Raw genomic sequence first — 25,227 nt, 5'->3', positions numbered from 1 at the left:
ACGGCAGTTGCCGTTAACGGTATGGACAGGAAGGTAATTTGCCTACAAATATTTTACTCATACAGACAACTTACTAATAATGAATAAACAGAAATTTTCATAAAAATTTCTTTCATTTGGTTTGTCCTTCCATCTGACAATTTAATGTCATGAAAGCCAACATTTTATTGATCCGAAAAATAATAAAATATTTTTATTTATGAATACGCTATTATTCGCTGTCTTATAAAAAATCTGAAGGGGAATGCGGTGACGGATTAGTCTGAGTGTATTGAATATTTGAGAATAATGAGTATAATGGATTCTATTGAATGTAATGTTTTATTACATTAATTTTTTACACTATTTATACTATTTTAAAAGCAGGAGGCATTTTATATGAGCAACATTTTTAAAACAAAGCCGATTGCAAGCCTGATTGCCGAAACAGAAGGCAAGCAGGGCCTGAAGAAGGCGTTGGGGGCGTTTGACCTGACCTTGCTCGGAATCGGAGCCGTAATCGGAACAGGTATTTTTGTTTTAACCGGTGTCGCGGCAGCCACCTATTCTGGACCTGCACTTGTCATATCATTCATCCTATCAGGATTGGCCTGCTTCTTCGCCGCTCTGTGCTATGCAGAATTTTCGGCGTCGGTTCCGGTTGCAGGTAGCGCGTATACATACAGCTACGCTGCTCTTGGAGAAATTTGGGCATGGATCATTGGCTGGGATCTGATTCTTGAATATGCCGTTGCGATCAGCGCGGTTGCTATCGGCTGGTCTGGATATGCCGTCACCCTGCTGCAAAGCATGGGCCTGACTCTTCCAAAGGCCTTTACATTAGCGCCGCTTGACGGGGGTGTCGTCAATCTTCCGGCAATGCTTATTATCGCTCTTATTTCCTGGCTGCTGATCTCAGGCGTGCGGCAGACATCGAATTTGAACGGCACGATTGTTATTATCAAATTAGTAGTCATCGCTCTGTTCATCGTTCTCGCCGTTTGGCATGTCAAACCGGCGAACTGGGTGCCGTTCATGCCTTTCGGCTTCAACGGTGTCGTTTCGGGCGCGGCCGTTATTTTCTTCGCCTACATTGGATTTGATGCCGTATCAACGGCGGCTGAAGAAACAAAGAATCCTCAGAAAAACCTGCCAAGAGGTATTCTGTATTCACTCCTGATCTGTACAGCATTGTACATTGTCGTTTCATTGATTCTCACTGGCGTTGTCAAGTATACCGCCTTTGCCCACACATCGGCTCCTGTTGCCTATGCGCTTCAGCAGATTGGCATTAACTGGGGGTCGGCGCTTGTTTCTGTCGGCGCCATTTGCGGGATCACTTCGGTACTGCTCGTTATCACTTACGGACAGACCCGTATCTTCTTCGCGATGGCCCGCGATGGTCTCATTCCTAAAGTATTCGGCAAGGTCAGCGAAGAACGCAAAACACCGGTGACTTCAACCGTACTTGTTGCTGTTGTAACGATGATTACCGCCGGCTTCCTCCCGATCGGGATTGTTGCCGAACTGGCGAATATCGGAACGTTGTTTGCATTTATCATTGTTTCAATTGGCATCTGGGTTCTTCGCGTGAAGAAACCGGATCTGAAAAGATCGTTCAAGACACCTTGGGTTCCTGTTGTCGTTCCGCTGGCTGTCCTTTCCTGCGGCTATCTGATCATTCATCTTCAGCCGGCTACTCTGCTTCGTTTTGTCGTCTGGTTCGCGATCGGCATGGTTGTCTACTTCGCGTACAGCCGGCACCACAGCTTACTTGGGAAGGCACTTGAATCAGAAAAGTCTTCTTCGGCGTCTTAACACAGAAGCACTAAATCAAACATTAAAATCAGCGGTCTTCTTCCTCAGCGTTGCGGAAGAAGGCCGCTTTTTGTCCTATCCTGTCAAAAATTTTTGTAATCTGCTTGAGTCCTTCATTTTTTTTGGTAAGGTGTAAAGAGATAGTTCACTTAGTAAGAGCAAATAATATAGTTGGTATGGTACGCACAAGATGTTGTGAAGGAGAAATGATTCAATGGATAAGACCAGGTTGTATAACCGATTGTTTATGGCCGCCTACTTTATCTTAGGTGCGGCGATCGTCGGGCTGCTAGTCTTTTTTATAATTCTCCTTATCGGCAACTATTTGACTGATGATCAAAGTCTGGTGATGAGCCGGACATCGGTCATTGTTGATGAACAGGGGCATGAAATTTCAAAATTATATGCAGAGAACCGGGACCCCGTTTCTTTAAAGAAGGTGCCGAAGTATGTCCAGAATGCTTTCATAGCTACGGAGGACACCCGTTTTTATCAAAATTCCGGAATTGATCTTCGCGGAACGCTGCGCGCCGCTGTAACGGATATTTTATCGGGCCAGAAGGCTGAAGGCGGCAGCACGATAACGCAGCAGCTTGCACGGAATGCCTATTTATCAAATGACAAGACGTGGCTCCGGAAACTAAAAGAAGCGGCAATCGCTGTCAGCCTGGAACGGAAGTACAGCAAAAATCAGATTCTCGAGATGTATCTGAACCAACTTTATTTCGGCAACGGCATTTATGGTATCGAGATGGCTTCGAAGTTTTTCTTTAATAAAGATGTCAGCCAGCTGACCGAGGACGAGGGCGCTCTGCTCGCCGCTCTTCCAAAGGGACCCAATGGCTATTCGCCGATTTTCCATCCGGATCTTGCGCTTCAAAGGCGCAATCTTGTGCTGGATCTCATGCAAAAAAACGGATATCTCTCGGCGGAGCAGGTCGTCCGGCTGAAAGGAAGGACACTGGGGCTTAACGTGACGAAAATCCAGACCCATCCGGAGTATAATACGTATATCGACATGGTTAAGGATGAAGCCCAGCAGCGCTACCATATCGGAAACGATGAACTCATGCGCGGCGGCTATAAAATCGTTGTTCCGATCAATATTCAGGCGCAGGAGGCATCCTACACGGCCTTTAATAACAACGGCTATTTTCGCGGCACGAATCCAACTGTCTCGCCTCAAGGTGCCTTTGTGCTTATGAGTAAGGATGGCGGGGTTCTCGCCGTTCAGGGCGGGAGAGACTACGTCAGCGGCGGCTACAACCGGGTGAACGTTTTAAGGCAGCCGGGATCGTCGTTCAAGCCGCTCGCCGTGTACGGACCGGCGCTTGATTCGGGGAATTATCAGCCTTTTTCCATGCTCCAGGACAAACAGGTCGTCTATAATAATTACGACAATTACGCGCCAAAAAATTATAACGGTGTTTATACCGGACAGATGTCTATGTATGACGCAGTCACGGTCTCGCAAAATGCCCCGGCGGTCTGGCTGCTAGATCAGATCGGAATCACCCGGAGTAAGGCGTATCTGTCCAAACTGGGATTCAATCTGCCGGACAACGGACTGGCGATCGCCCTCGGCGGTTTGCAGCAGGGCGTGTCGCCGCTTCAAATGGCGGCGGCCTATACGGCATTCGATAATCAGGGTGAGAAAACGACGCCGTATTTCATTCAGGCTATCTATGATTCCAACGGTCATCAGGTTGGCGATGCGCAGCCGAAGAAAACGAAAGTCTTTTCAGCCCAAACCGCCTGGTACATGACACGGATGCTCCAGTCTGTTGTAAAGAACGGAACGGCTCAGGCGGGCTATACCGATGCGGCGCTTGCCGGGAAAACCGGTTCGACGGCCTACACAAAATACGGCCTGAGAGACGCCTGGTTTGTCGGCTATACGCCGGATGTTGTCGGATCTGTCTGGATTGGATACGATCAGACGAGCGCCAATCAGTTTCTTTCGGGCTCAAGCGATGATGCCGTGCGCTTGTTCAAATCGGTGCTCAATAATGTCCCGGGTGAATCGCGACTCGCATTTGTCAAACCGCCGGACGTTTCCGATCTTGATCAGCCGATCCGGCTGGCACAGGTGACCGATTTAAGTGTGCAGGGAACGCTCGGAAAATTTGCCATGCCGGCATTGAAACTGACCTGGAACTCTGCACCTGACAAGCGGATTGTTTACCAGATTTTTGAGGAACAGAACGGGGTCAGGACACTTAAAGGGGAAGTCACAGGGAAAAATCAGTATCAGATCGATTTTGTCAATCCGACGGCCACAGCTACCTATTTCGTGATTCCTTATAATCCCCAGACCAATCAGCAGGGCGTACCTTCGCCCAAGGTTGATGTAAACTGGTTCTCGCATTTGTGAGAGGATGGATGATTTTCAGGAATTAGGGATGAATTTTGTCATTTTATCCCGTAAAATAGAATAGTGCCCGAAAAAACGAAAGGGTGCCGGGAGACTTGCGGAGATGATCCGTAACCGTTTCTTTAAATAAAACGTAGACTTGCGGGTGCCATCTGTCTCGTTTTTACTTTAGCCAGAAAAAGGGCTGAGTGAAAAAGCCAAGGGGCACCCTCCGAAAGGGATTGGACAAATTGTTTAATGATATATTTCTGAAAGCCTGCAGACATGAGGACGTCCCCTACACGCCGGTCTGGTATATGCGCCAGGCGGGACGCTACCAGGAGGAATACCGGGCGGTCCGCGAAAAGTACTCGTTTTTTGACATCAGCCGGAACCCGGATGTCTGCGCGAAGGTCACACGTCTTCCTGTTGACAAACTGGGCGTGGACGCGGCCATCTTGTTTGCGGACATTATGACGCCGCTCAAAGCGAGAGGACTCGGCGTGGAAATCGTTGAGGGAGTGGGGCCGGTCATTGAACACCCGGTAAAGTCAGGAAAGGATCTGGCCCGTCTTGGCGAGCTGGACCCCCGCAGTGATGTGCCCTATGTCCTTGACACGGTCAATTTGCTTCATCAGCAGCTTCAAGTTCCGCTGATCGGATTTGCGGGAGCGCCTTTTACACTGGCCAGTTATCTGGTGGAAGGCGGTCCGTCGAAAAATTATCACCGGACAAAAGCGTTTATGTACACACAGCCCGGGGACTGGAACGTGCTGATGGATTATCTTTCCGGGCTGACCGTCACTTATCTGAAGGCGCAGATTGAGGCAGGCGCTCAGGCTGTTCAGGTGTTTGATTCATGGGTCGGCGCTCTCGGAGAGGAAGATTATCGGACTTATATAGCGCCAACGATGGTTAAAATTTTTACGGAACTTAAAAATACCGGAGCGGTAAGCATCTATTTTGGAGCGGGAGCGGGACATCTTCTGAAAGAGTGGGCCAAACTGCCGGCCGATGTGCTTTCCATCGACTGGCGCACATCGCTTGCAGACGCGCGCAGACAGGGGGCGGACAAGGCCCTTCAGGGCAATCTGGATCCCTCGTTGCTGCTTGCTCCCTGGTCCGTGTTAAAAGAACGTGCGAAGAAAATTCTTGATGAATCAGACGGAAAAAACGGATTCATTTTCAATCTCGGCCATGGCGTTTTTCCGGAAGTCCGGGAGCAAACATTAAAAGCCTTAACGGATTTCGTGCACGATTATTCCCAAAACCTGAAAAAGCTGGTGCAAAAGAATGGAAAATGAGACAGTTGGTCTGCTCGTCATGGCTTACGGCACGCCCTATCAAAAAGAGGACATCGTGCCTTATTATACGGCCATCCGTCACGGAAGACGGCCAAGCGACGAGCAGATTGCCGATCTGACCCGGCGCTATGAGCGTATCGGCGGATCATCTCCGCTAGCGGAACTGACGCGGCAGCAGGCTCTGGCTCTAGAGAGCAGGCTGAACGTGCGACGGAAGGGTCTGACTTTTAAAACGTATCTTGGACTGAAATACATACATCCGTTTATTGAAGACACGGTAAAGCGGATTCACAATGATGGTATCGACCGTGCCGTTGCGCTTGTGCTTGCGCCTCACTACTCACGTTTCAGTGTTCAGTCCTATGCTGACAGGGCTCGTGCCGCTGCAGAAAAGTCGGGCGGCCCGAAGATCCTGCCTATTGAGAGCTGGTACAGGGAAGCGGATTTCATTCGTTTCTGGACAAAGCAGATTCAGCAGACCCTGGCGTTGATCCCGAAGCCCGAACAGGATCAGAGTATCGTTATTTTTTCGGCGCATAGTCTGCCTGAGAAAATTCTGAAAAACGGCGATCCGTATCCTGATCAAGTCGCGGAAACAGCGGAATCGGTGGCAAAGGAAGCGGGGATCATTCACTATGTCCGGGCATGGCAGAGTGCGGGCAAGACGCGCGACCCTTGGCTCGGACCGGATGTGCTGAATGTCGTCCGGAAACTGGGAGAAACGCAGGTATATAAACATTTCATATTCTGCCCGATCGGTTTCGTGTCCGAACATCTGGAGGTGCTCTATGATAATGATCAGGAATGCCGGCAGCTCGTCGAATCGTTCGGCGGAACATATCATCGCCCGCAGATGCCTGATACCGATCCGCTCTTTATCGATGCACTCGCGTCCGCAGTGCTCAAGGCCTTAGATTAACTCAAGGCGGGGCGATTCTCCGCCTGAACAAGGCGATTCGCGACCTTATTGGGGCGAAAGTGCGCTGCTATAGGGCGAATAGCTTTTCTTTCAGGGCGATTAACTCAAGGCGGGGCGATTCTCCGCCTGAACAGGGCGATTCGCGACCTTATTGGGGCGAAAGTGCGCTGCTATAGGGCGAATAGCTTTTCTTTCAGGGCGATTAACTCAAGGCGGGGCGATTCTCCGCCTGAACAGGGCGATTCGCGACCTTATTGGGGCGAAAGCTCGCTGCCGTAGGGCGATTACTTCTTCTTTCAGGGCGATTAGCTCCAGGCGGGGCGATTCTCCACCTGAACAAGGCGATTCGCGACCTTATTGGGGCGAAAGTGCGCTGCTATAGGGCGAATAGCTTTTCTTTCAGGGCGATTAACCCAAGACGGGGCGATTCTCTTCCTGATCACGGAATTTCGCCTTCCTTATTTTGAATTCTTGCGGAACATAGTCGGGGAGAAACGCCGACTTTCGGCAAAAATAAAAATCTGATGTTGAGGGCCTGACGAATTTGTGCTTTTATCTTGCAGGCTCTTTATTATGATGTTAAGATACGTACGTAATACTAAATGACTGATTTGTTCATTCGGTCAGAAATCGGTGATAAAAATGGTTGTCGATCGCAAAGAGAGCATTGCCGAAGCAGCGGAAAGAACTTTCGCGTCTTTCGGCTACAAGGCTACGACAATGGATCTCGTGGCCCGTGTGGCCAATGTCGGCAAGGGGACAATTTACACTTTTTATAAGAATAAGGAGGAATTGTTTTATGCGATTATGAATCAGTTTATCCAGAAGCTTAAAAAAGTAGCGCTGAACGCGATTCATCCTGAGGACAGCTTCTTCACCAACCTCCACCGGGCACTGTACAATGTGCTGGAATTGCGCAAGGAACACCAGCTGACTATCAAACTGACGCAGGAAATCAAAGAAATCGGCACGATGCAGGCGAAACAGGCGCTCGCCAATGTGGAAGACGCGATTCTGCTCTTTCTTGAAGGCTTTGTGAAGGATGCGGTTCTAAAGGGAGAAATTCAGCCTTGCGACGCAAAGATCACCTCTTTTGTCATTCTGAAACTGTATATTGCGCTCGTCTTTGACTGGGAGCAGCGGCACGACTCTCTGACAAGCGAGGAGATTGCAGACCTGTTTGATCTCTATTTGGTGAAAGGATTAAGAAAATAATTGTCCGATGCTTTTTTATGGCACAAAATGACCAAATGACTAATATGGTCATTACGACTGACTTCAGACATATAAAATGAATGTGCCGGTTAAAAGTTTATGGGTGCAAAGAAAAGGGTGTTTCGCTTCATGAATGTTTTTCATTTAATCTGGGAAGAAGGAAAGGCCATTGTCAGTAAGCCAAAAAATATTATTTTTATGCTCGCTGTCATGTGCATCCCGCTTCTTTATGCGGGAATGTTTCTCTACGCATTCTGGAATGCTTACGGGATGACCGGGCATCTGCCCGTTGCCGTCGTTAATCAGGATCAGGGTACAACCATTGACGGAAAGCGCCTGAATGCAGGCAATGATCTGGTGGCGGGACTGAAAAAAAACAATAATTTCGACTGGCAATTTGTCAGCGATCAGAAGGCGAATGACGGGTTTAATAACAATCGCTACTTCATGGTTGTCCGCATACCGGAGAATTTTTCAAAAAATGCCATGACACTGACAGATCAAGTCGTTAAACCGGCCAACCTGTACTACAAGGTCAATGCCGATTATAATTTTGTCGCTTCAAAAATGGCCGGGACCGGGCTGACTGAGCTGAAATCGGGTGTGTCGGCTCAAATCACAAAATTGTATGCTCAGTCCATGTATTTCCAGCTGGATAAGCTTTCACACGGTCTGAGCGATGCTGCAAAGGGATCGAAGAATCTTGCGAAGGGCAGCAGTCAGGAAGTCGATGCTCTGAATCAATTAAAAAACGGTTTTAAGCATCTGATGGACGGTGTGAATCAGTTTACTGACGGATCAGGGAAACTCGCGAGCGGCGCTTCCGATCTGAATAACGGGGCCAAAGCTTTAAATGCCGGAGTTCAGCAGTATACGGGTGCCGTGAGCAGCCAGATTGCGCCGGGGGCCACTCAATTATCATCGGGCCTGAACCAGTTGAATAACGGTATCCGTCAGCAGAACCTGGGTACAAATATCAGCAGCCTGAACAGCGGTATGCAGGAATTTTATTCGATGATTCAAGGATTGCCGGAACAGATCAACGGCTCCATTAATCCGGCTGCGATCGGGGAAGCGGCAAAGCAGCAGGTTGTGAACAGCCAGACAGCTATTGAAAATAACGCTGTCGCGCAAGCGGGTGATCTTAAAGGTCAATCAGAAACTGCTGCAAACGGGATTGTTGCAGGTATCACTCAATCTGTGACACAATCGCAGGGTTCAATCAGTCAGTCTTTAAATTCAAGTTTACCGACAAACCTGGAACCATTGCTCGTGGCAGCCATTCAAAAGGCTAACCCTACTTTGACGCCAGTACAGGCAAATGCTCTCGCTCAGGGAATTTTGGCTGATCCGCAAACAAAGTCACAGTTGAATCAATTATCCGCCGGAGTCGCGGGTCAGACTGTTTCAACCATTAACAGCGCCATTTCAAGCAGTACGCCAACAATTGCAGGAAGCTTACAGAGTTCGGCGGAAAATACCATAGGACAAACTGCCTTTGCGACAGCTCAGCAAGTCGCGCAGGAAACGGCCGCAAATACGGCTTCACAAATTAAGGGCGGTATTGCGGTCAGCCTGCAGCAAAAAGATCCGAAAACAGGCCAGACGCTTGAATCGGCTGCCGGGCAGCTGGCCGGCGGAACGGCTCAGCTGGCTGGAAGCAACGGTATTCCGTTTATTATTTCAAGTATCAATCAGGCCGCTCAGGGTGCCCAGACGTTAAACGGCGGATTAAATCAGCTGAACAGCAACTCTGCCGGCTTGGCAAGTGGGGCGTCGACACTGGCCGGCAGTACGGGCACTTTGGCAAATGGCGCTAAATCTCTGGCAAGCGGTGCCGGGCAATTAGCCGGCGGAACAGCACAGTTGCAATCGGGTACCGGAAAACTGTCCGCCGGGGCTCAGAAAATTTCTGACGGAAATGCGAAGCTGAGCGGCAGTCTGGCTGGCGCCCATCAGCAGTTGGCCGGCACGCCGACGAATAACGCGCATGCCGTTAAATTTTCACAGCCGGTTACGGCGATTGACGGCACGCATCAGTCGGTCAGCACATTCGGATCAGGCTTTGCACCTTATTTCATCTCTCTCGGGCTTTTTATCGGTGCATTGCTGCTGACGATCGTATATGACCTCGGCCGGCCGGCCGGTCTTTCCACAAACGGAGCGGCCATTGCACTGAGCAAATTTTTCATCACCGTGATCATGGGTATCGGCAATTCGCTTCTTGTCGATTTTGCAGTCCTTAAGGGGCTTGGGCTCAGCGTGTCAGCCCCGTGGACATTCGTCGGATTTACCATGCTGGCCAGTGTGACGTTTATGGCGATCATCGTCTTTCTTGCCGGGACGTTTGACAATATCGGCCGCTTCATCGCGTTGATCATGCTGATCCTGCAGCTGGTCACCTGTGGAGGAGCGTATGCTGTCCAGCTGATTCCGAGTCTGATTCAGCCTGTTGGGCAAGTCCTCCCGATGACCTACAGTGTTGCCGGTTTCAGAAATATCATTGACGGCCACCAGCAGGCCATGCTCGCGCAGAACGCACTTGTTCTGACCGGATTTCTGGCACTGGCTCTTGTGCTGAGCATGATCAGCTTCACGATTAAATTCCATCTGAACAACAGGGCGCCGAAGCCGGCCGTCCCGCATCAGGATGTTACCGCTGAATCCTAAAGCTGAAATGGTTCAGAAAAAAGCCGCCTGATGGGTTCAAAATGACCCGTCTGGCGGCTTTTTTGCATGGCTTTCGGCTTAAATCGGCTGATAGATTAAAGATTTTCAATCTGTCCAATGTAGCTGATGGTAAACGTACCATTATCGTACACGAGTTTTGTAACGCTCGTATTCGGGATGTATGAAACATGGCTTTCCCGATTTGAGAGAGAATAGATCAGGCAGTTGATGAACAGGCCGTGGCTGACGGCGAGAAGGCTGGACTCTTCTGAGCCGGCAAACAGATCCAGAACTCTGTTGATTCGATTTCCGACGTCATCATAATTTTCCGCAAGACCTACGGTATCCAGCTTTTTTAGTGCATCTAAACCTTGAATTTTTAATTCATCCGGTGAATCTCCGGTGATCACAAGATTCTCCATTGCCTCGCTTGCCCGCCGCCACATCAGATCGTTCGGGCCCCCTTCGAACATACCGAAACTGACTTCTCTCAGGTCGGCTGTTTCAACCAGGGGAGCATCGGGACTTGCCGAGTGTGACAAAACGATTTTCGCCGTTTGTCTTGCTCTCCCGAGATCGCTCGTGAATGCGGCGTCAAAGGTGATGCCTTCTTTCTTAAAAACGGCGCCTAATTCGGCGGCCCGGCGCTCTCCCGTTTCAGTGAGCGGTGAATCGGAGCACCCCTGTACCTTATTCAATTCGTTGAAAAGCGTTCGTCCATGCCTGACGAGATAAATCGTTTTCATTTTTCATCCTCCAGACAATGATCATGATGAACATTTTTTCTTGTTTTTATGGAAAAAACGGATAGAAAACAATCAACGTGTTTAGCTTAGCGTAAAAATGGTTTTCTTGCAAAGAACTGATTGATCCGGCATCATTCCGTTTGCAAAGAGACTTTCAGCAAAACAGAGATTCAGTCAGGCCAATGCCGCTGATCGGACGTCGTCCTAGACGAAATGGTGGAACCGTTTTAAGATTATAGAAGAAAAAGAGTGATGCCTGGCCGTTAGGAAGGGGACAGAATGATGAAATACATTAATAATCGCGATATTCTTGATCAGACCCTGAATTTCGCACTTGAGGAATTTGCGCTGACTCATTTGGACAGAGATGAGACTTATTTGATGTTTTACCGGATGACGCCGACCGTGATCGTCGGGCGCAATCAGAACACGGTTGAAGAGGTAAATATGGATTATATTCGTTCTCATGACGTCACCGTGACCCGTCGCCTGTCCGGCGGCGGGGCAGTCTATAATGATCCCGGCAATCTCAGTTTCAGCTTCATAGCCAGGGACGACGGTGACAGTTTCAATAACTACCGCAAGTTTACCGAACCGGTCATCCGGGCGCTGAAACATCTCGGTGTCGATGCTAGGCTTGAAGGTCGAAACGACCTGACCGTGGGCGGGAAGAAAATATCCGGAAACGCGCAATTCGTAACGAAAGGCCGAATATTCAGCCATGGCACTCTCCTTTTTGACGTGAATCTGGACAATGTCTCGCTTGCATTAAATCCGGATGCTGAAAAATATGAATCGAAAGGGATAAAATCGGTACGCAGCCGAGTAACCAATATTCGCGAGCATCTGAGAGAAGATATGGATATCCGGCAATTCCGGGAAACGCTTCTGCATTACCTATTTGAAGGCGACGATAAGATACCGGAATACACCATCACGGATGAAGACTGGATCCAAATTATCTCCCTCGCGAAAAATCGCTATCGGAACTGGGACTGGGTATTCGGAAAGTCGCCGGCATTCAATGTCAGAAAGGCCAAACGCTTTTCAGGAGGCCGGGTGGATGTCCGTCTCGTTGTCAAAAAAGGATACATTGACCATATCACGATCTTCGGGGATTTCTTTGGCACGGGAGATGTGAACGAAGTTGAGCGTCTCCTGACCGGCGTCAAATACGAAAAAGACGCTGTTGCCGATCAGTTGAAGACAATCGATGTCCATCAGTATTTCGGCAAAATCGGGTTTGATGAATTGATTTCTCTGATGTTCTGACAATCCAAGAGACCGGCGCTTTTTTGCGTGGCAGTCGGTGCGCACTGCCGTGGAGGGGGGGCCGTGCACCAAAAGAAAAAAGTCCGGTTTTTGGACATAGCTTTTAAAAAAGAGTGCTTGTTCTAAATTCAGGGGTGGAAAACTAAATTAAGAATAGCCGGTCCGTCAGCGCCTGAGGGCGGCTGAATCTTTGTATGGTTGAAAAGGAGGATTCCTTTTGAGAAAAGCTGCCTGGGGCTTTATTGTATTTTACTTCATTTATATTGTGATTATGGCCGGCTATTTCTTTGTCTGGTCGAAATCCGGTCTTCCGCCCGGCATCAAAGGAACCCCGGCTGATCCCTCACAGTTCATGACCGGGCGTCAGCTTGCCGAAAGCGCAGATTACAATGCCTGGCGTCATTTCTTGTCTTTTGCTTCCATTCCGCTTGAATGGGCTGTTTATCTGTTTGTGCTGATTTCGGGTTTTTCACAATGGCTGAGACGGCGTTCGGAGCAGCTGTCCTCACTATTTCTTGTTCGGATATTTGTTTGCTTTGCGGTGTTGTCGCTGATTTCCGCCGCCGTCTTTTTCCCGATAAATTTCGCCGAATACCAGCTGTCCCTTCATTACGGGATCTCTGTTCAGCATTTTTCGGACTGGATCAAGAATCAGGGCATTACTTTCGCGGTCGATGGCCTGATTTCGTTCATCACACTTACCGCTGTTTTCTTTTTTATCCGCAGAAACCCGCGAAGCTGGTGGCTGCCGGTCTGGCTTCTGTCCGTACCCTTTATCGTGTTTATCCTCTACCTGCAGCCGGTTGTGATCGATCCGCTTTATAATCATTTTCAAAGTTTGCAGGACGGCGAACTGAAAAGCGAGATTCTTCATCTTGCATCGAGTGCGGGAATTCCGGCGAACAATGTTTTTGAAGTGGATATGTCCAGCCAGACAAATGCGATGAACGCCTATGTTAACGGAGTTGGCTCTCATCTGAGGATTGTTCTCTGGGACACGACCGTTCAGAGGCTCAGCCGGCCCGAGGTGCTGTTTATCATGGCTCATGAAATGGGCCATTATGTGATGCATCATATTATCTGGGGAACCGTTGCCGCGCTGGCCGGGCTATTCATCGGTCTTTTTCTTGCCGCTAAAGGTCTCCTTTGGACCGTTCAGCGCTGGGGTCCAAGCCTGAATCTTGCGCATCCGGGCGATTTGGCGGCACTGCCCCTTGTCTTGCTGCTGTTTTCGTTCCTTTCTTTCGCCGGCGAACCAGTTCAGAACGCCGTTTCGCGTCAATTCGAGCATGCGGCCGATGTCTACGCCATTCAAATGACGCAAAATCGAAAAGCGGCGATTTCCTCATTTCAAAAGATTTCGGCGGCAAGTCTTGGCGAAATTAATCCTCCGGCACTGGTAAAATTCGTGCAGTATGATCATCCGACCATGCTCGACCGGATTAACTTTCTGGAGCATGTGAAGTTGAAAAAATGAGTGATTCGAGGCGGGATGAGCGAACCGGAAAATGATCGCGCGGTCAAAAATTTTTGCCTTTTTTTTCTTCTTAAAGAAGTCTTCCCACCCTGCCCATTTGTGCTAAACTAAAAAAGACGGCTGATTCGTACCGGAACATAAAGAACGTCGTGCCGCCGAATTTTTGTCCGGAAGTTTTTGAGCAAAGGGCTCTGTTAAACATATCTGTTGATTTTCGCCCCATGCGCTCGCTTTCCGCGGGCAATCCGTGAGCCTCCTCGCTCGGGTACTTCGCTGTGGGTCTTGCCCCCTCGCTGTTCCCGCAGGAGTCCGCCACCTTCCGCTCAATCAACATTGAGTTTTAACATAACTAAGCAAAAAGAAAAAGAAAGAGAATTGAGGAAATCAGGATGACAAGTGAAAAAAAAACAGTCGCCGTGCTTTACGGCGGCAGATCAACGGAATATGAAATTTCGCTCTTAACTGCTTATTCGGTAATAAACGCTATGGATCTGGAAAAATATAGAGTGCTTCCCGTCTATATTCAGCAGGACGGACAGTGGATCGCAGGCCCCGAGATTAAGAAGAAGCTGGACTATAAGGATCAGCTGCTGCTTAAGGAAGACAGGGCTCTCGAAACGCGCGCAGAGCACTGGCTGGCTCCTTCCGCACCTTCTGCTGTCAATAACAGGCCCGATATCGTGTTTCCGCTGCTGCACGGGCCTAACGGTGAAGACGGAACGGTACAGGGACTCTTTGAATTGCTGAACATCGCGTATGTCGGTTCCGGCGTCTCGGGATCCAGTGTCGGCATGGATAAAGTGCTGATGAAGGATGTGTTTACGGCGCATGGAATACAGGGACCCAACTATTTGTCTGTGCCCCGTTTCGATTGGGAAAACGATGCTCCGTCGGTCATTCTTCAGGTCAAAAACTTGATCGGTTATCCGTGTTTTGTGAAACCCGCCAATTGCGGATCCAGTGTCGGCATCAGCCAGTGCCTCAGTGAAACCGATCTTTCCGCCGCGATCACTAAGGCTTTCCGGTTTGATACAAAAGTGATTGTCGAAGAAAAAGTCAACGGGCGCGAAGTGGAAATCGGCGTAATCGGCAATCACAAGCTCTCGGTTTCCGTCCCAGGAGAAATCAAGACCGGTGACGCGGATTTCTATGACTACCAGTCGAAGTACCAGGAAGGAAAGAGCACACTGATTATTCCGGCCGATCTGCCGGAAAAAGTCAGGGCAGAACTGGAAGACGTTGCGAAAAAAGCTTTTACCGCACTGAATCTGTCCGGCCTTGCCAGGGTTGATGTTTTTGTACGGGAAGGGGACAATCGTGTCATCCTGAATGAGGTGAACACGATGCCGGGCTTTACCCAATTCAGCATGTTCCCCCTGCTGTGGCAGCATACCGGGATTTCCTACCGTGATTTGATTGAAAAGCTGATCAGTCTCGGCATTGAAAAATACAATGAAAAGCAGAAAATCCAGTATCGGATTGATAAATAAAATGCGTGTGGACAGAAAATTAGGACGGTTGTTTTAAAACGTTGAAAAGACCGGATAGAAAAATCTTTTGCTTATCGTTCAGAGCCTGATACGCAAACTTGAATAGGCACGGCATGCCGGCGGGGTGTTCTTTCGCCGGCATACGTATATCCTCAAAAAACAGACGTGCTTCGAAGTCATGATAAGCGGTATATGAATATAAAAAAACCATCGATGAACGATTGTGTTCATCGATGGTTTTTAACCGTGCGGTCAATGAATAACGGTAACCGTCAGGGTTCTCACCCCAAAAGCGAGCGCCGCGTCTTTTGTCTGGAAATGTATGTCAATCCGATTACCGCTAATGCTTCCTCCTGTATCTGCTGCGATGTATGTGCCATAGCCCGGTATAACGACTTTGGAACCGAGAGGGATGACGGAAGGATCGACGGCAATGACTTTCGCGCCCGGATTGCTGCCCAGATCCATGCCGGTTGCCGTTATGCCATTAAGCGCATAGCCTGTGGCGACGACTGTCAGTGTGTTGCCCGTTGGCGCCGGAGCCGGAGCCGGCTGTGCCACAGTATTTGGCGTGTAGGTCACAGTTTGGACTGTCGGATTCTGAGGTGCCGTCGGTGCTGGGGATGCCGCCGGAGCCGGCGGCGCCTGACGCTGCTCACTGGCCGCCTGCTCGGCAGCCTGGCGGGCCTTTTCTTCAGCCGCCATTTTTTCCTGCTGTGCCATCTCAGCGGCTTTGGCCTGCGCTGCCTTTAGCTGGGCCTGATGGTAAGAGACATTGTAAAGCAAAGCCGTCGTCTCAGAATCCGCCACACCGCTGCCTGATAGACTATGATCTGCCTGAAAGGTGTCAACTGCTTTAAGTGTTAGATCTCCGAATACTCCGTTTATCTCGCCATGATAATAGCCAAGTTGTTTCAGCTCTTCTTGAAGCTTGGCGACGGAAGGATTTCTGTCCCCTTCGCGGAGCGAATTGTTTCCGAGTATACCATTGATGTCAATTCTGTCTGATTGCTTCTGAGGAACCTTTACGGCAAATCCTACAGCTGCTGATCCGGAACTTTCGGTTTTCATCGTGTGACTATCATTTGTACTGCTCGTCTTGGCCAATACGATGGTCGTTGGTGCCAGGACACCGATGCACACCGTGAGGCTGGTCACCGCCGTCAGCCTTTTAATGATATTCATAAATGTAACCTCCTTAATTGTGCAAACCATGTCTGAAAGGCAATGATTCACATCCATTGGTAATTGTAAGCGTTGAATATCTCATCCGTGTTTAAGCAAGATTACAGTTTTGTAACAATGAGATACTGTCTTATGAATTTGTCAAGATTGTTTCGATGGATTTTTGCTGTTTTTTTTATGTAAAGTTTCCCATAGCTTACACTTTCTTGTCAGGTGCGTACGAACTTTTTTTTCTTGAAAAGAGGATTATTCTGATTAATATGTTGAATATTTTCAAACTTTGGGTTAACATCGACTTGCTTTATTATTCATCTTGGAAATCATTTACGGCTGGCATGGGATCAGACCGGGCGATCAGGAGGAGAACCAGAAATGAAAGAAAAAAAAGTCAATGAATCACGTTCGGTTACGTCTGTGCACGTTATGCCGAACGATACGAACAACCATGGGACGTTTTTCGGCGGCAAGCTGATGATGTATGTGGATAACATCGGGGCGGTCGCGGCGACCCGTCACGCCCGCCAATTAGTTGTCACAGCTTCCATCGATTCCGTAGATTTTCTGTACCCGATCAATACGGGGTCATCAGTTTGCCTCGAGGCCATTGTCACCTGGACACACCATACGTCCATGGAGGTCTTCGTGAAGATTATTACAGAGGATCTGAAGACAGGGGAACGCAAGCTGTGCACGACTTCTTTCCTGACTTTCGTTGCGATTGGCGAAGACGGCAAAGCTGTTCCGGTGCCTAAGGTGATTCCTGAAAGTGAAGAAGAAAAGATGCTGTACAACAGTGCGGAAAAACGGTATCTTCATCGTCGGGACAGAAGGCTCGAAACGAGGAACTTCGCTTCCAAGCTGACGTTGAATAAACCTTGGGAGCGTTGAAACATGTGTCGGCGCTGTGATCACGACTAATGGCACCATAGGGACTGTTACGCGGAGCTGCAGCGCTGGCTGCCGGAAATTTTTTCACCTGTGGATCATTATCGAACGATCTGAAGACTTAATAAAAACAGCCGCAGACAGGATCATCTGTCTGCGGCTGTTTTTAAAAAAACGGCGGAACGATTCAATCAGGCGGCACTGCGTTTCTGCAGATAATTTCTGAGGCGTGCATAGACCGGGATCATCAGGAGAGTCAGAGCAGCTCCTTTAACGATGTTGAACGGCATAATACTGTAAACGATCAGTGTCAGCAGGCTGTGAATGCTGTGATTTACGGCCTGGGCCTGAGAAACGGCCATATTCACACTGAATCCAAGGAAGAGGGCGTAACTCGGAAAAATGACGTAGTAATTGGCAATCGACATGATCGCTGTCATGATCAAGGTTCCGATAGCCATTCCGATTGCGAGTGACGCGGCCGACGGTTTTTTGTGGTAAAAATACCAGGAAACGAGGGTCAGTATCGATCCCGCCGAAAAGTTGGCTAATTCTCCAACAGGAACGACGGTCAATGAACCCATCAGCAAAATATGAAGAATGTTTTTAATCGCCTCGATGGCCACTCCGGCACCCGGTCCAAGAAGAAGCGCACCGATCAATGCCGGAATATCGCTGAAGTCCATAGTCAGAAATCCCGGCAGCAGGGGGATTGGAAAAGCAATTAACATAATCAGGAAACCAATAGTAGATAATAGAGCAATCGAAACCATTTTCTTTAATGATACTCGACTCATGATCATATCACCCCGTATTTTTATGATTGGGGGACGGTGTGTTGCGCATTCCGTTTCGGTTTTTTCTCGGATTGTCCGGCTGCACCTTAACTCGGTTGAAACGTGAAACAAAAAAGCCCAAAGGATTTTTTTCCTTTGGGCTTTTTAACAAAACGTAAGGTCGCCGATCATGATGAAAAAACGGCGTTATACGAGAAAATGCTCAGGCAGAACGCGAAAATACGTCGGCGCATCATCCTTCTCCCATCCAGACTTTACTGTCGGCTCCGGCATCTCACCGGATCAGCCTTTCGGCTCGCGGACTCTGAAATAAGCTCCATTACCGCCGGTCGGGAATTTCACCCTGCCCTGAAGGAATCTTGTATTTATTTGACAGCCATATCATACATTTTTTTGTAAGGTTCGGCAAGACTTTCGCTCAAGGAAAATGGCCTCGGGATGCTGACCATTAAAAAGAACGCGCCCTCTAAGGTAGCACGCTCATAAAAGTATCATTCAGATAAAATGATCAAGCACTAATCCAAGGGAGAGAAGGAACCCGAACAAAGTCTGCATTTGTGCGGTTGCTTTCATCGCCGGCATCAGCTGGATAGACTTGTTTCTGCCATGGAAAAGCCTCGTAGCCTGGATCGCCTTGGGAAGACTCGCAAATACGATCAGAACCCAGGCGGATTCAACATGGAAAACCATGAGGCCGATAATCCAAAGATAGGAAAAAGCAAAGAGCGAAGCCAGCAAATTGATCGCTTTCGGCCGCCCAAGCAAGATGGGCAGTGTCCGCCGCCCTTTCTCCTTGTCGCCGGTCAGATCGCGGATATTGTTCGCCATATTAATCCCGCCAACCAGAATGCCGATTGGGATCGAAATAAGGATACAATTCAATGTCAGCGTTTCCGTCTGAATAAAGAAAGAAATCCAGATGATAAAAACACCCATGAACAGGCCGGAAACAAGTTCCCCGAAAGGGGTGTAGGCGATCGGATAGGGACCGCCTGAATACAGATACCCGGTCAGAATGCAGACCGTTCCGACGGCAGCGATCCACCAGCTGCTTTCAAGGCAGATGTATACCCCGATTAACATGGCAGCAAAGCATAAGGAAAGGGCCAAATTCAGAATCGTTTTCGGACGAACCCCATCCCGGACGATACTTCCTCCGATTCCCACAGATTCTTCGGTGTCGAGGCCTCTTTTGAAATCAAAATACTCATTGAACAGGTTGGTTGCAATCTGTATCAGCATCGATGCGACAAGCATGGCGATGAAGAGCAGAACATTCAGTTTCCCTGATGGCAGCGCGAGAGCGGTTCCCAATGTAACGGGAACAAAGGAAGCCGTAAGCGTATGCGGACGCATCATGTTCCACCATTTTTTGAAACCCGTATTTTTTTCCGGAATTCGTTCGCCCATTTTCCAATCTCTCCCAGTAAAAAATTAATCCGGCAGGTAGACGGCATAGATTAAGAGATTTATAGAAAACCTGCCCCAATAAACTGACTTTCGACAACAAATCGACAAGATTTCTCTTTTCAGTTTATGAAAATCAGCCTGAAGTGTCAACATTCGGAGCGTTGACGCCGGTTAAACTCTCAATGAAAAGAAACAGGCGCTGGGAACAGTTTCATAAACTCCGATGCCGAAAGACCGCAAATGTTAAAAAGAAGAGATGCTAGGAGTATTTGGGATAAAGGGAGCGGGAATCCGGATGGGAACAAGTACCATTTTGCTTTACAAACGGAATTGGGAAAAAAGGTTTTACGAATTAACGGCAGGAGGGATATTTTCCTGGGAAGTGCGGGGGGGTTGGGGAAAACGCGTGTTCAGCAACGTTCGGAGCGCATTGCATTCGACGCCGGTAAGGGTAATGCCCCGTCCCATTTTTTTCTTGTCGGGTGCCCAGCTCCTGATGTCGTATTTCGCATCGCGATCATTCCAGCTCACTAGGTTCAGCTCTTTAGTCCAGCCGGTGGATTCCGTGGCCAGTACACCAAAATGCTGGATAATGCTGAAATGGACTTCTGAATTTGTTTCTGCCATAATAATCACCTCTATTATTTGTTTTGAACAAATGTTCTGATATCAGTGTAAACACGAACAAATGATCTGTCAATATATTTACTGTAAAACAGTACAGAAAAACCAATTGGTGTCACAATTTTGCTATAATTACGATGAAGCAGTGTCGAGTATCCGGCATGCAAAAAAAGCCTGGGTGAGATGAATGGGGGAGAGGTATGCTTCGCTATACGCTTGCATTTATCAGATACAATGATGAAATTTTAATGATCAACCGGGAAAAATCACCATGGCAGGGAGCCTGGAACGGCGTCGGCGGAAAGCTGGAGGCGGGGGAGACACCCAATGAGTGCGTGATCCGTGAAGTCCGGGAAGAGACCGGTTTAAAGATAATCCAACCTATTTATCGCGGAATGGTGACTTGGAATCCGGATGAAGAAGAGGCACAGGGAATGTATGTCTTTGTAGCCGATATCGAGCAAAAAGATGAAATGAAAACCCCGAAAAGAACGAGGGAAGGTATCCTCGACTGGAAAAAAGAAACATGGCTGCTTTCAGAAAAAAACTTTGGGACGGTTCCGACCTTGCGCTATTTTATGAAGGACGTGCTTGATATTGGGCGGATCAGGCCGGCGGACTACCATTGCACCTTCAGCGGCGATGCCGTGATCCGTTCTGAAATCAGGCCCCTGCCTGAGACGGCTGCTCCCTTCAGTTTTTAAAGCGGTTCGTGCTTCATTTTACACCTTGCCTCGGCAGCACTTCCATCGGCACATGCCGGAGCGGTCGGTATGTCCCGGAACCGCCGAGTAGAAAGGCCGAAACTGCACATGATAGGTGCGGGAGGTTGATTAAGGTGAATTTCAGCAAATTTTTCTATTTATATTGTGCCCTTCTTGTCCTCGCCGCTCTGATCTATGAAACCCATTGGGGGCATGAGGCGAGTGCGAAAGGAAATCCAAGTCAGAGACTTATTGTGCCGCTCATTGATGGAAAGGGTGAAGAACTCGGCGAAGCCGTTCTTACCGAAACAGAAAAAGGGGTCAGTATTGCGCTCCAGGCTGAGGGACTCAGACCGGGGATTCACGCAATCCATTTTCATGAGGCCGGCAGCTGCACGCCGCCCGATTTTATGTCTGCAGGCGGCCATTTTAATCCGGATCACAAACAGCATGGGTTGAAAAATTCGCTCGGCCCGCATGCCGGTGATATGCCGAACATTTTTGCCGACAGTCACGGGAGGGTCAAAACCGTCCTATTCAATCCACGAATAACGCTTGAAGAAGGCAAGAAGAATTCTCTCAGAGATGCGGACGGCTCCGCTCTGGTTATTCATGAAACCGGCGACGATCAGCAAACGGACCCGTCCGGCAACGCCGGGGAACACGTTCTTTGCGGTGTAATAAAGTGACAGTCTGAAAGAGACGCGTAGTTCAGCGGGACCGTGAGCCTTTTCAATTGAGAAAAAATGAAGGAGCGAATGCTCCTTCATTTTTTAAAAGGTAAGAAAGTACAAAATATGGTTTGGCGAGCAAATAAAGGATTGCTTTATTCTGCGAGCAGCGACAGACCGCCGTCTACTGTAATCGTCTGTCCGCGGATCATGAACGCCTGCGGGGTACAGAGGAAATAAACAGCCTCGGCCAAATCTTCCGGTTCGACAATACGTCCTGCAGGATTGCGCTTCGCAGCTTGTTCAAGCAATTCTTCGCGGTTCGGGAAATGCTTCAGGGCATCGGTATCGACAGCGCCTCCGGAAACTGTATTCACCGTGATTTTCATAGGCGCAAGCTCAACAGCGAGATAACGCGTGATGGCTTCGACAGCCGCTTTAGATACGCCGACCACGACGTAATTGGGCAGGGCCCGGACCGCTCCGAGGCTTGAGAGCGCGACGATATGCCCCCCGCCCGTTTTATTCATCAGCTTGGCTGCTCTCTGTGCCGCAAATAAATAGGCTTTTGCATTAATATCCTGTGTCCAGTCCCAATGTTTTTCCTGAATATCCATGACCGGACGCTGCACGCCGGATGCCGCGTTGTTTATAAAGACATCCAGTCTTCCAAACGTTTCTTCGGTGGTATCGAACAGATGATTCATTTGCTCCAGCTCACCGATATTGGCTTTTACAATTTTTACGGTGACGCCATACCGGCTCTCGATTGCACGTTTTGTCTCTTCAGCATTCGTACTTTTGCGCGCGTAGTTCAGAACGAGGTCGTATCCGTTCTGCGCGAATTTTTCAGCGATGGCTTTCCCGATACCGCGGGTGCCGCCCGTAACCAAAGCAACCTTCTTATTCATTCCCAAGCCTCCTGTACCATTTCCAGCTCACTTCAGTATAGCAGAGTCTGTAAAAAAGCGGCAAGAACCCAGGGCGCGATCATGTTTAGAGTGAACGTGGGATCACGGACGAAAGCAAAAATACCTTCAGAAATCATTCGCATATGGTAAAATAAAGCGTGTGCTCACGATGAACGGTCACGATTACGGCCCAATTAATGAGCTGGACCGTGAGACAGGCTGTGCAGGAATCCCCGGCTGTTTTTTCTAACATCTGGTGTAAGAAACCTTAAGATAATTGAAAGGAAGCGTTTATCCATGTCGTCTTTTGAATGGAAGACTGTCAGGCCTTATGACGAAATTATTTTTGAAACTTATGAAGGCATTGCTAAAATAACGATAAACCGCCCTCATGTCCGCAACGCATTCACACCGAAAACGGTCATGGAAATGATTGACGCATTTTCGAGAGCGCGCGACGACGCAAATATCGGTGTCGTGATTCTGACAGGTGCCGGAACAAAGGCGTTCTGCTCAGGCGGTGATCAAAAAGTGCGGGGAAACGGCGGTTATGTCGGAAGCGATAATATTCCGCGCCTGAATGTGCTTGATCTGCAGCACTTGATCCGAGTGATGCCGAAACCGGTAATCGCGATGGTGGCAGGCTATGCCATCGGCGGCGGCAATGTCTTGCAGGTCGTCTGCGATCTGACCATCGCTGCGGATAATGCCGTCTTTGGGCAGACCGGCCCGAAAGTCGGAAGTTTTGACGCCGGCTATGGCGCCGGTTATCTGGCACGGATAGTCGGCCACAAGAAGGCGCGTGAGATCTGGTATCTCTGCCGGCAGTACAATGCGCAGCAGGCTCTGGATATGGGGCTTGTCAATACGGTCGTGCCGCTTGAAAATCTGGAAGAGGAGACCGTCCAATGGGCGAAAGAAATGCTTTCGAAGAGCGCAACGGCGCTCCGCTTCCTAAAGGCCTCTTTCAATGCCGATACGGATGGGCTCGCCGGCCTGCAGCAACTGGGCGGAGACGCGACGCTGCTCTATTACACGACGGATGAAGCTAAGGAAGGACGGGACGCCTTCAAAGAAAAGCGCGATCCGGACTTCAGCAAGTTCCCGAAATTTCCATGAACTTGCGGATTTTGATCTGTTCTAAAAAACGGCTTTTTCCTAAAAAAAGAAAGCCGTTTTTTCTGCAGCCGACCGGGCGCGATGTGCGGCCCGGCTTTTTCAGACCTTTTGAACTTCCCGGCAAGGAGGGGAATTGATGATGGAAACGATCATGCCGAACTGGCTGATGCGGCGGGCAGAGCTTACTCCGGACCGTACGGCGTTTGAGACGGATCGGGAAACAGTCAGCTTCCGTACGCTTTTCCAGATGGTAACGGATATTGCCCGGGAGCTTCGGTCGATCGGCGTCCGGGAAAATGACAAAGTCGCTCTTTTAAGTGAAAGCAGCCTGGAACTTGTTGGGTTTTACCACGCGATAAGCGGCGCGGGGGCGGTCAGCGTTCCCCTGAACAATCGGCTGAGCCCGGAAGAAGCGGCGTGGCAACTGCGCGACTGCGGGGCAAGGTGGCTGATTTGCGATCAGGCTTTTCTTCCTCTTGCTCAAATGATTGTCGATAGAACGCCATGCACGCTGCTGACGATGGCGGAAGTTCACGATCAGCCGAAAACGTCTTGCGGGTTAAACAGCGCATTTGATTTAAACAAGCCCTGCACAATCATTTATACATCCGGAACAACAGGCCATCCGAAAGGCGTGGTGCTGACCTATGGGAATCACTGGTGGAGCGCCGCCGGCTCGGTGCTCAATCTGGGCCTGAGGGAAGATGATAAATGGCTCTGCTGCGTCCCTCTTTTTCATGTCAGCGGGCTCTCCATTTTAATGAAAAATGTGATTTACGGCATGACCGTTGTGTTGTCCGGAAAATTTAATCCTCATGCGGCGAATCGGCAGATCTGTGCGAACGGCGTAACGATGATGTCGGTGGTTGCCAATATGCTGCGGCGAATGCTGGACGACGCCGGAGCGGAAGGCTATCCCGGGACATTTCGCTGCATGCTGCTCGGCGGCGGCCCAGCTCCGCTTCCGCTGCTGAACCGCTGCAAAGAAAAGAGAATCCCGGTTTTCCAGACATACGGATTAACGGAAACGGCTTCGCAGACCGCCACCCTGCCGCCGGAATACATGTTTACGAAAATCGGATCGGCCGGGAAACCCTTGTTTCCCGCTGAAATTCGTATCGTCACGGATGGGAAGGCTATGCGTCCGAATCAGCCTGGCGAGATTATTGTCAGAGGTCTGAATGTGACCCCTGGATACTGGGGCCGTAGAGACGCGACGGAGCGGGCAATAAAAGGCGGCTGGCTGTATACCGGGGATATCGGTTATCTGGATCAGGAAGGCTTTTTATATATCCTCGACAGACGTCAGGATTTAATTATTTCGGGTGGCGAAAATGTGTATCCGGCTGAGGTCGAATCGACACTCCTCGGCCATCCCGCAGTTGAAGAAGCCGGAGTCATCGGTGTTGCGGATGAGACGTGGGGAGAGGTTCCTTATGCCTTTGTCGTCATAAAAAAGGGATTGGTTTTTTCAGAGAAAGAACTTTTGAATTACTGCCGCAGAAGGCTTGCCGGATATAAGCTTCCTGTCCGGATTCAGCCTCTGGAACGGCTGCCGAGGAACGCATCCCGAAAGCTCCTGAGAAGAAAGCTCGTCGATTTTCTCCCGAAAACTTTTGCCCCCAGAAATGATTTTTAAAGAACATTGGGTATGATAAGCTGAGATTGTTCTTTTAAT

At 49.2% G+C, this 25,227-nt stretch carries 20 protein-coding genes and 1 riboswitch; of the genes, 14 read left to right on the top strand and 6 right to left on the bottom strand.

Features of this window, described 5'->3' with window-relative positions; translation table 11 throughout:
• Window positions 1–378: 378 nt before the first annotated feature.
• The 6 genes from bcaP to IEX81_RS04050 all read left to right on the top strand — a co-directional run bounded on the left by bcaP (window position 379) and on the right by IEX81_RS04050 (window position 10,258).
• Window positions 379–1,797 carry a branched-chain amino acid transporter BcaP gene (gene bcaP, locus IEX81_RS04075; RefSeq protein ID WP_188801776.1) on the top strand — a complete coding sequence of 473 codons (1,419 nt, stop codon included), beginning with the start codon at window positions 379–381 and terminating at the stop codon, window positions 1,795–1,797.
• Window positions 1,798–2,011: 214 nt separating this feature from the next.
• Window positions 2,012–4,171: a transglycosylase domain-containing protein gene (locus IEX81_RS04070; RefSeq protein WP_188801775.1), complete on the top strand. Its 2,160-nt coding sequence runs from the start codon at window positions 2,012–2,014 to the stop codon at window positions 4,169–4,171.
• 221 nt (window positions 4,172–4,392) lie between these two features.
• Window positions 4,393–5,454 carry a uroporphyrinogen decarboxylase gene (gene hemE / locus IEX81_RS04065; protein WP_188801800.1) on the top strand — a complete coding sequence of 354 codons (1,062 nt, stop codon included), beginning with the start codon at window positions 4,393–4,395 and terminating at the stop codon, window positions 5,452–5,454.
• Window positions 5,444–6,373 (top strand): ferrochelatase, encoded by a 930-nt coding sequence (hemH, locus tag IEX81_RS04060; RefSeq protein ID WP_188801774.1) that lies wholly within the window; start codon window positions 5,444–5,446, stop codon window positions 6,371–6,373. The genes hemE and hemH overlap by 11 nt, the downstream gene beginning before the upstream one ends.
• A 642-nt stretch (window positions 6,374–7,015) precedes the next feature.
• Window positions 7,016–7,588 carry a TetR/AcrR family transcriptional regulator gene (locus IEX81_RS04055; protein ID WP_188801773.1) on the top strand — a complete coding sequence of 191 codons (573 nt, stop codon included), beginning with the start codon at window positions 7,016–7,018 and terminating at the stop codon, window positions 7,586–7,588.
• A 129-nt stretch (window positions 7,589–7,717) separates the two neighbouring features.
• On the top strand, window positions 7,718–10,258 hold the full coding sequence (locus IEX81_RS04050) for a YhgE/Pip domain-containing protein (protein WP_188801772.1): 2,541 nt from the start codon (window positions 7,718–7,720) through the stop codon (window positions 10,256–10,258).
• Between the two features lie 95 nt (window positions 10,259–10,353).
• Here the strand turns inward: IEX81_RS04050 and IEX81_RS04045 are convergent, their stop codons facing one another.
• Window positions 10,354–11,004, bottom strand: a complete 651-nt coding sequence (locus IEX81_RS04045; protein ID WP_188801771.1) for a histidine phosphatase family protein — start codon at window positions 11,002–11,004, stop codon at window positions 10,354–10,356.
• Window positions 11,005–11,286: 282 nt separating this feature from the next.
• Here IEX81_RS04045 and lplA point away from each other — a divergent pair, with 282 nt between their 5' ends.
• The 3 genes from lplA to IEX81_RS04030 all read left to right on the top strand — a co-directional run bounded on the left by lplA (window position 11,287) and on the right by IEX81_RS04030 (window position 15,243).
• A complete protein-coding gene (gene lplA / locus IEX81_RS04040) occupies window positions 11,287–12,276 on the top strand; it encodes a lipoate--protein ligase (protein WP_188801799.1) in 990 nt (329 codons plus the stop codon).
• A gap of 217 nt (window positions 12,277–12,493) precedes the next feature.
• Window positions 12,494–13,753, top strand: a complete 1,260-nt coding sequence (locus IEX81_RS04035) for a M48 family metallopeptidase (RefSeq protein WP_229727455.1) — start codon at window positions 12,494–12,496, stop codon at window positions 13,751–13,753.
• 389 nt (window positions 13,754–14,142) lie between these two features.
• Window positions 14,143–15,243, top strand: a complete 1,101-nt coding sequence (locus IEX81_RS04030) for a D-alanine--D-alanine ligase (RefSeq protein ID WP_188801770.1) — start codon at window positions 14,143–14,145, stop codon at window positions 15,241–15,243.
• Between the two features lie 252 nt (window positions 15,244–15,495).
• On the opposite strand, the gene IEX81_RS04025 is transcribed toward IEX81_RS04030, so the two are convergent.
• Window positions 15,496–16,428 (bottom strand): 3D domain-containing protein, encoded by a 933-nt coding sequence (locus IEX81_RS04025; RefSeq protein ID WP_188801769.1) that lies wholly within the window; start codon window positions 16,426–16,428, stop codon window positions 15,496–15,498.
• Window positions 16,429–16,800: 372 nt separating this feature from the next.
• On the opposite strand from IEX81_RS04025, the gene IEX81_RS04020 reads away from it, so the two are divergent.
• Window positions 16,801–17,316, top strand: coding sequence for an acyl-CoA thioesterase (locus IEX81_RS04020; protein WP_188801768.1), 516 nt, complete (start codon window positions 16,801–16,803; stop codon window positions 17,314–17,316).
• Window positions 17,317–17,504: 188 nt separating this feature from the next.
• Here the strand turns inward: IEX81_RS04020 and IEX81_RS04015 are convergent, their stop codons facing one another.
• The 3 genes from IEX81_RS04015 to IEX81_RS04005 form a co-directional block, all read right to left on the bottom strand.
• Window positions 17,505–18,110 carry an ECF transporter S component gene (locus IEX81_RS04015; protein WP_188801767.1) on the bottom strand — a complete coding sequence of 202 codons (606 nt, stop codon included), beginning with the start codon at window positions 18,108–18,110 and terminating at the stop codon, window positions 17,505–17,507.
• 231 nt (window positions 18,111–18,341) lie between these two features.
• Window positions 18,342–18,470, bottom strand: a riboswitch (FMN riboswitch).
• Window positions 18,471–18,605: 135 nt separating this feature from the next.
• Window positions 18,606–19,520, bottom strand: a complete 915-nt coding sequence (locus IEX81_RS04010; protein ID WP_188801766.1) for a 1,4-dihydroxy-2-naphthoate polyprenyltransferase — start codon at window positions 19,518–19,520, stop codon at window positions 18,606–18,608.
• Between the two features lie 345 nt (window positions 19,521–19,865).
• Window positions 19,866–20,147 (bottom strand): YdbC family protein, encoded by a 282-nt coding sequence (locus IEX81_RS04005; RefSeq protein ID WP_188801765.1) that lies wholly within the window; start codon window positions 20,145–20,147, stop codon window positions 19,866–19,868.
• Between the two features lie 197 nt (window positions 20,148–20,344).
• Between IEX81_RS04005 and IEX81_RS04000 the strand changes: the two genes are divergently transcribed.
• Window positions 20,345–20,848 (top strand): NUDIX hydrolase, encoded by a 504-nt coding sequence (locus IEX81_RS04000; RefSeq protein WP_188801764.1) that lies wholly within the window; start codon window positions 20,345–20,347, stop codon window positions 20,846–20,848.
• A 134-nt stretch (window positions 20,849–20,982) separates the two neighbouring features.
• On the top strand, window positions 20,983–21,537 hold the full coding sequence (locus IEX81_RS03995) for a superoxide dismutase family protein (RefSeq protein ID WP_188801763.1): 555 nt from the start codon (window positions 20,983–20,985) through the stop codon (window positions 21,535–21,537).
• 137 nt (window positions 21,538–21,674) lie between these two features.
• Here IEX81_RS03995 and fabL read toward each other — a convergent pair whose 3' ends face one another.
• Complete coding sequence (fabL, locus tag IEX81_RS03990; RefSeq protein ID WP_188801762.1) at window positions 21,675–22,430, bottom strand: enoyl-[acyl-carrier-protein] reductase FabL; 756 nt, start codon at window positions 22,428–22,430, stop codon at window positions 21,675–21,677.
• A gap of 297 nt (window positions 22,431–22,727) precedes the next feature.
• Between fabL and menB the strand changes: the two genes are divergently transcribed.
• A complete protein-coding gene (gene menB, locus IEX81_RS03985) occupies window positions 22,728–23,549 on the top strand; it encodes a 1,4-dihydroxy-2-naphthoyl-CoA synthase (RefSeq protein WP_188801761.1) in 822 nt (273 codons plus the stop codon).
• A 139-nt stretch (window positions 23,550–23,688) separates the two neighbouring features.
• The gene (locus IEX81_RS03980; protein ID WP_188801797.1) at window positions 23,689–25,188 is read left to right on the top strand and encodes an o-succinylbenzoate--CoA ligase; all 1,500 of its coding nucleotides are present in this window, start codon (window positions 23,689–23,691) and stop codon (window positions 25,186–25,188) included.
• Window positions 25,189–25,227 lie beyond the last annotated feature (39 nt).

The organism is Sporolactobacillus putidus, assembly GCF_014647035.1.
Classification (GTDB): domain Bacteria; phylum Bacillota; class Bacilli; order Bacillales; family Sporolactobacillaceae; genus Sporolactobacillus; species Sporolactobacillus putidus.
Note: the sequence above shows the minus strand (reverse complement) of the source record. Positions and strands in the feature narration are given on the sequence as shown.

What these genes read in the sequence shown, in the direction of transcription:
- IEX81_RS04050 (WP_188801772.1), top strand. Translation starts at nt 7,718, where the DNA reads ATGAATGTTTTTCATTTAATCTGGGAAGAAGGAAAGGCCATTGTCAGT.
- IEX81_RS04005 (WP_188801765.1), bottom strand. Translation starts at nt 20,147, where the DNA reads ATGGCAGAAACAAATTCAGAAGTCCATTTCAGCATTATCCAGCATTTT.
- lplA (WP_188801799.1), top strand. Translation starts at nt 11,287, where the DNA reads ATGAAATACATTAATAATCGCGATATTCTTGATCAGACCCTGAATTTC.
- IEX81_RS03980 (WP_188801797.1), top strand. Translation starts at nt 23,689, where the DNA reads ATGGAAACGATCATGCCGAACTGGCTGATGCGGCGGGCAGAGCTTACT.
- IEX81_RS04030 (WP_188801770.1), top strand. Translation starts at nt 14,143, where the DNA reads ATGACAAGTGAAAAAAAAACAGTCGCCGTGCTTTACGGCGGCAGATCA.
- IEX81_RS04015 (WP_188801767.1), bottom strand. Translation starts at nt 18,110, where the DNA reads ATGAGTCGAGTATCATTAAAGAAAATGGTTTCGATTGCTCTATTATCT.
- IEX81_RS04045 (WP_188801771.1), bottom strand. Translation starts at nt 11,004, where the DNA reads ATGAAAACGATTTATCTCGTCAGGCATGGACGAACGCTTTTCAACGAA.
- IEX81_RS04020 (WP_188801768.1), top strand. Translation starts at nt 16,801, where the DNA reads ATGAAAGAAAAAAAAGTCAATGAATCACGTTCGGTTACGTCTGTGCAC.
- IEX81_RS04055 (WP_188801773.1), top strand. Translation starts at nt 7,016, where the DNA reads ATGGTTGTCGATCGCAAAGAGAGCATTGCCGAAGCAGCGGAAAGAACT.
- hemH (WP_188801774.1), top strand. Translation starts at nt 5,444, where the DNA reads ATGGAAAATGAGACAGTTGGTCTGCTCGTCATGGCTTACGGCACGCCC.
- bcaP (WP_188801776.1), top strand. Translation starts at nt 379, where the DNA reads ATGAGCAACATTTTTAAAACAAAGCCGATTGCAAGCCTGATTGCCGAA.
- IEX81_RS04000 (WP_188801764.1), top strand. Translation starts at nt 20,345, where the DNA reads ATGCTTCGCTATACGCTTGCATTTATCAGATACAATGATGAAATTTTA.
- IEX81_RS04025 (WP_188801769.1), bottom strand. Translation starts at nt 16,428, where the DNA reads ATGAATATCATTAAAAGGCTGACGGCGGTGACCAGCCTCACGGTGTGC.
- fabL (WP_188801762.1), bottom strand. Translation starts at nt 22,430, where the DNA reads ATGAATAAGAAGGTTGCTTTGGTTACGGGCGGCACCCGCGGTATCGGG.
- menB (WP_188801761.1), top strand. Translation starts at nt 22,728, where the DNA reads ATGTCGTCTTTTGAATGGAAGACTGTCAGGCCTTATGACGAAATTATT.
- IEX81_RS04010 (WP_188801766.1), bottom strand. Translation starts at nt 19,520, where the DNA reads ATGGGCGAACGAATTCCGGAAAAAAATACGGGTTTCAAAAAATGGTGG.
- IEX81_RS04070 (WP_188801775.1), top strand. Translation starts at nt 2,012, where the DNA reads ATGGATAAGACCAGGTTGTATAACCGATTGTTTATGGCCGCCTACTTT.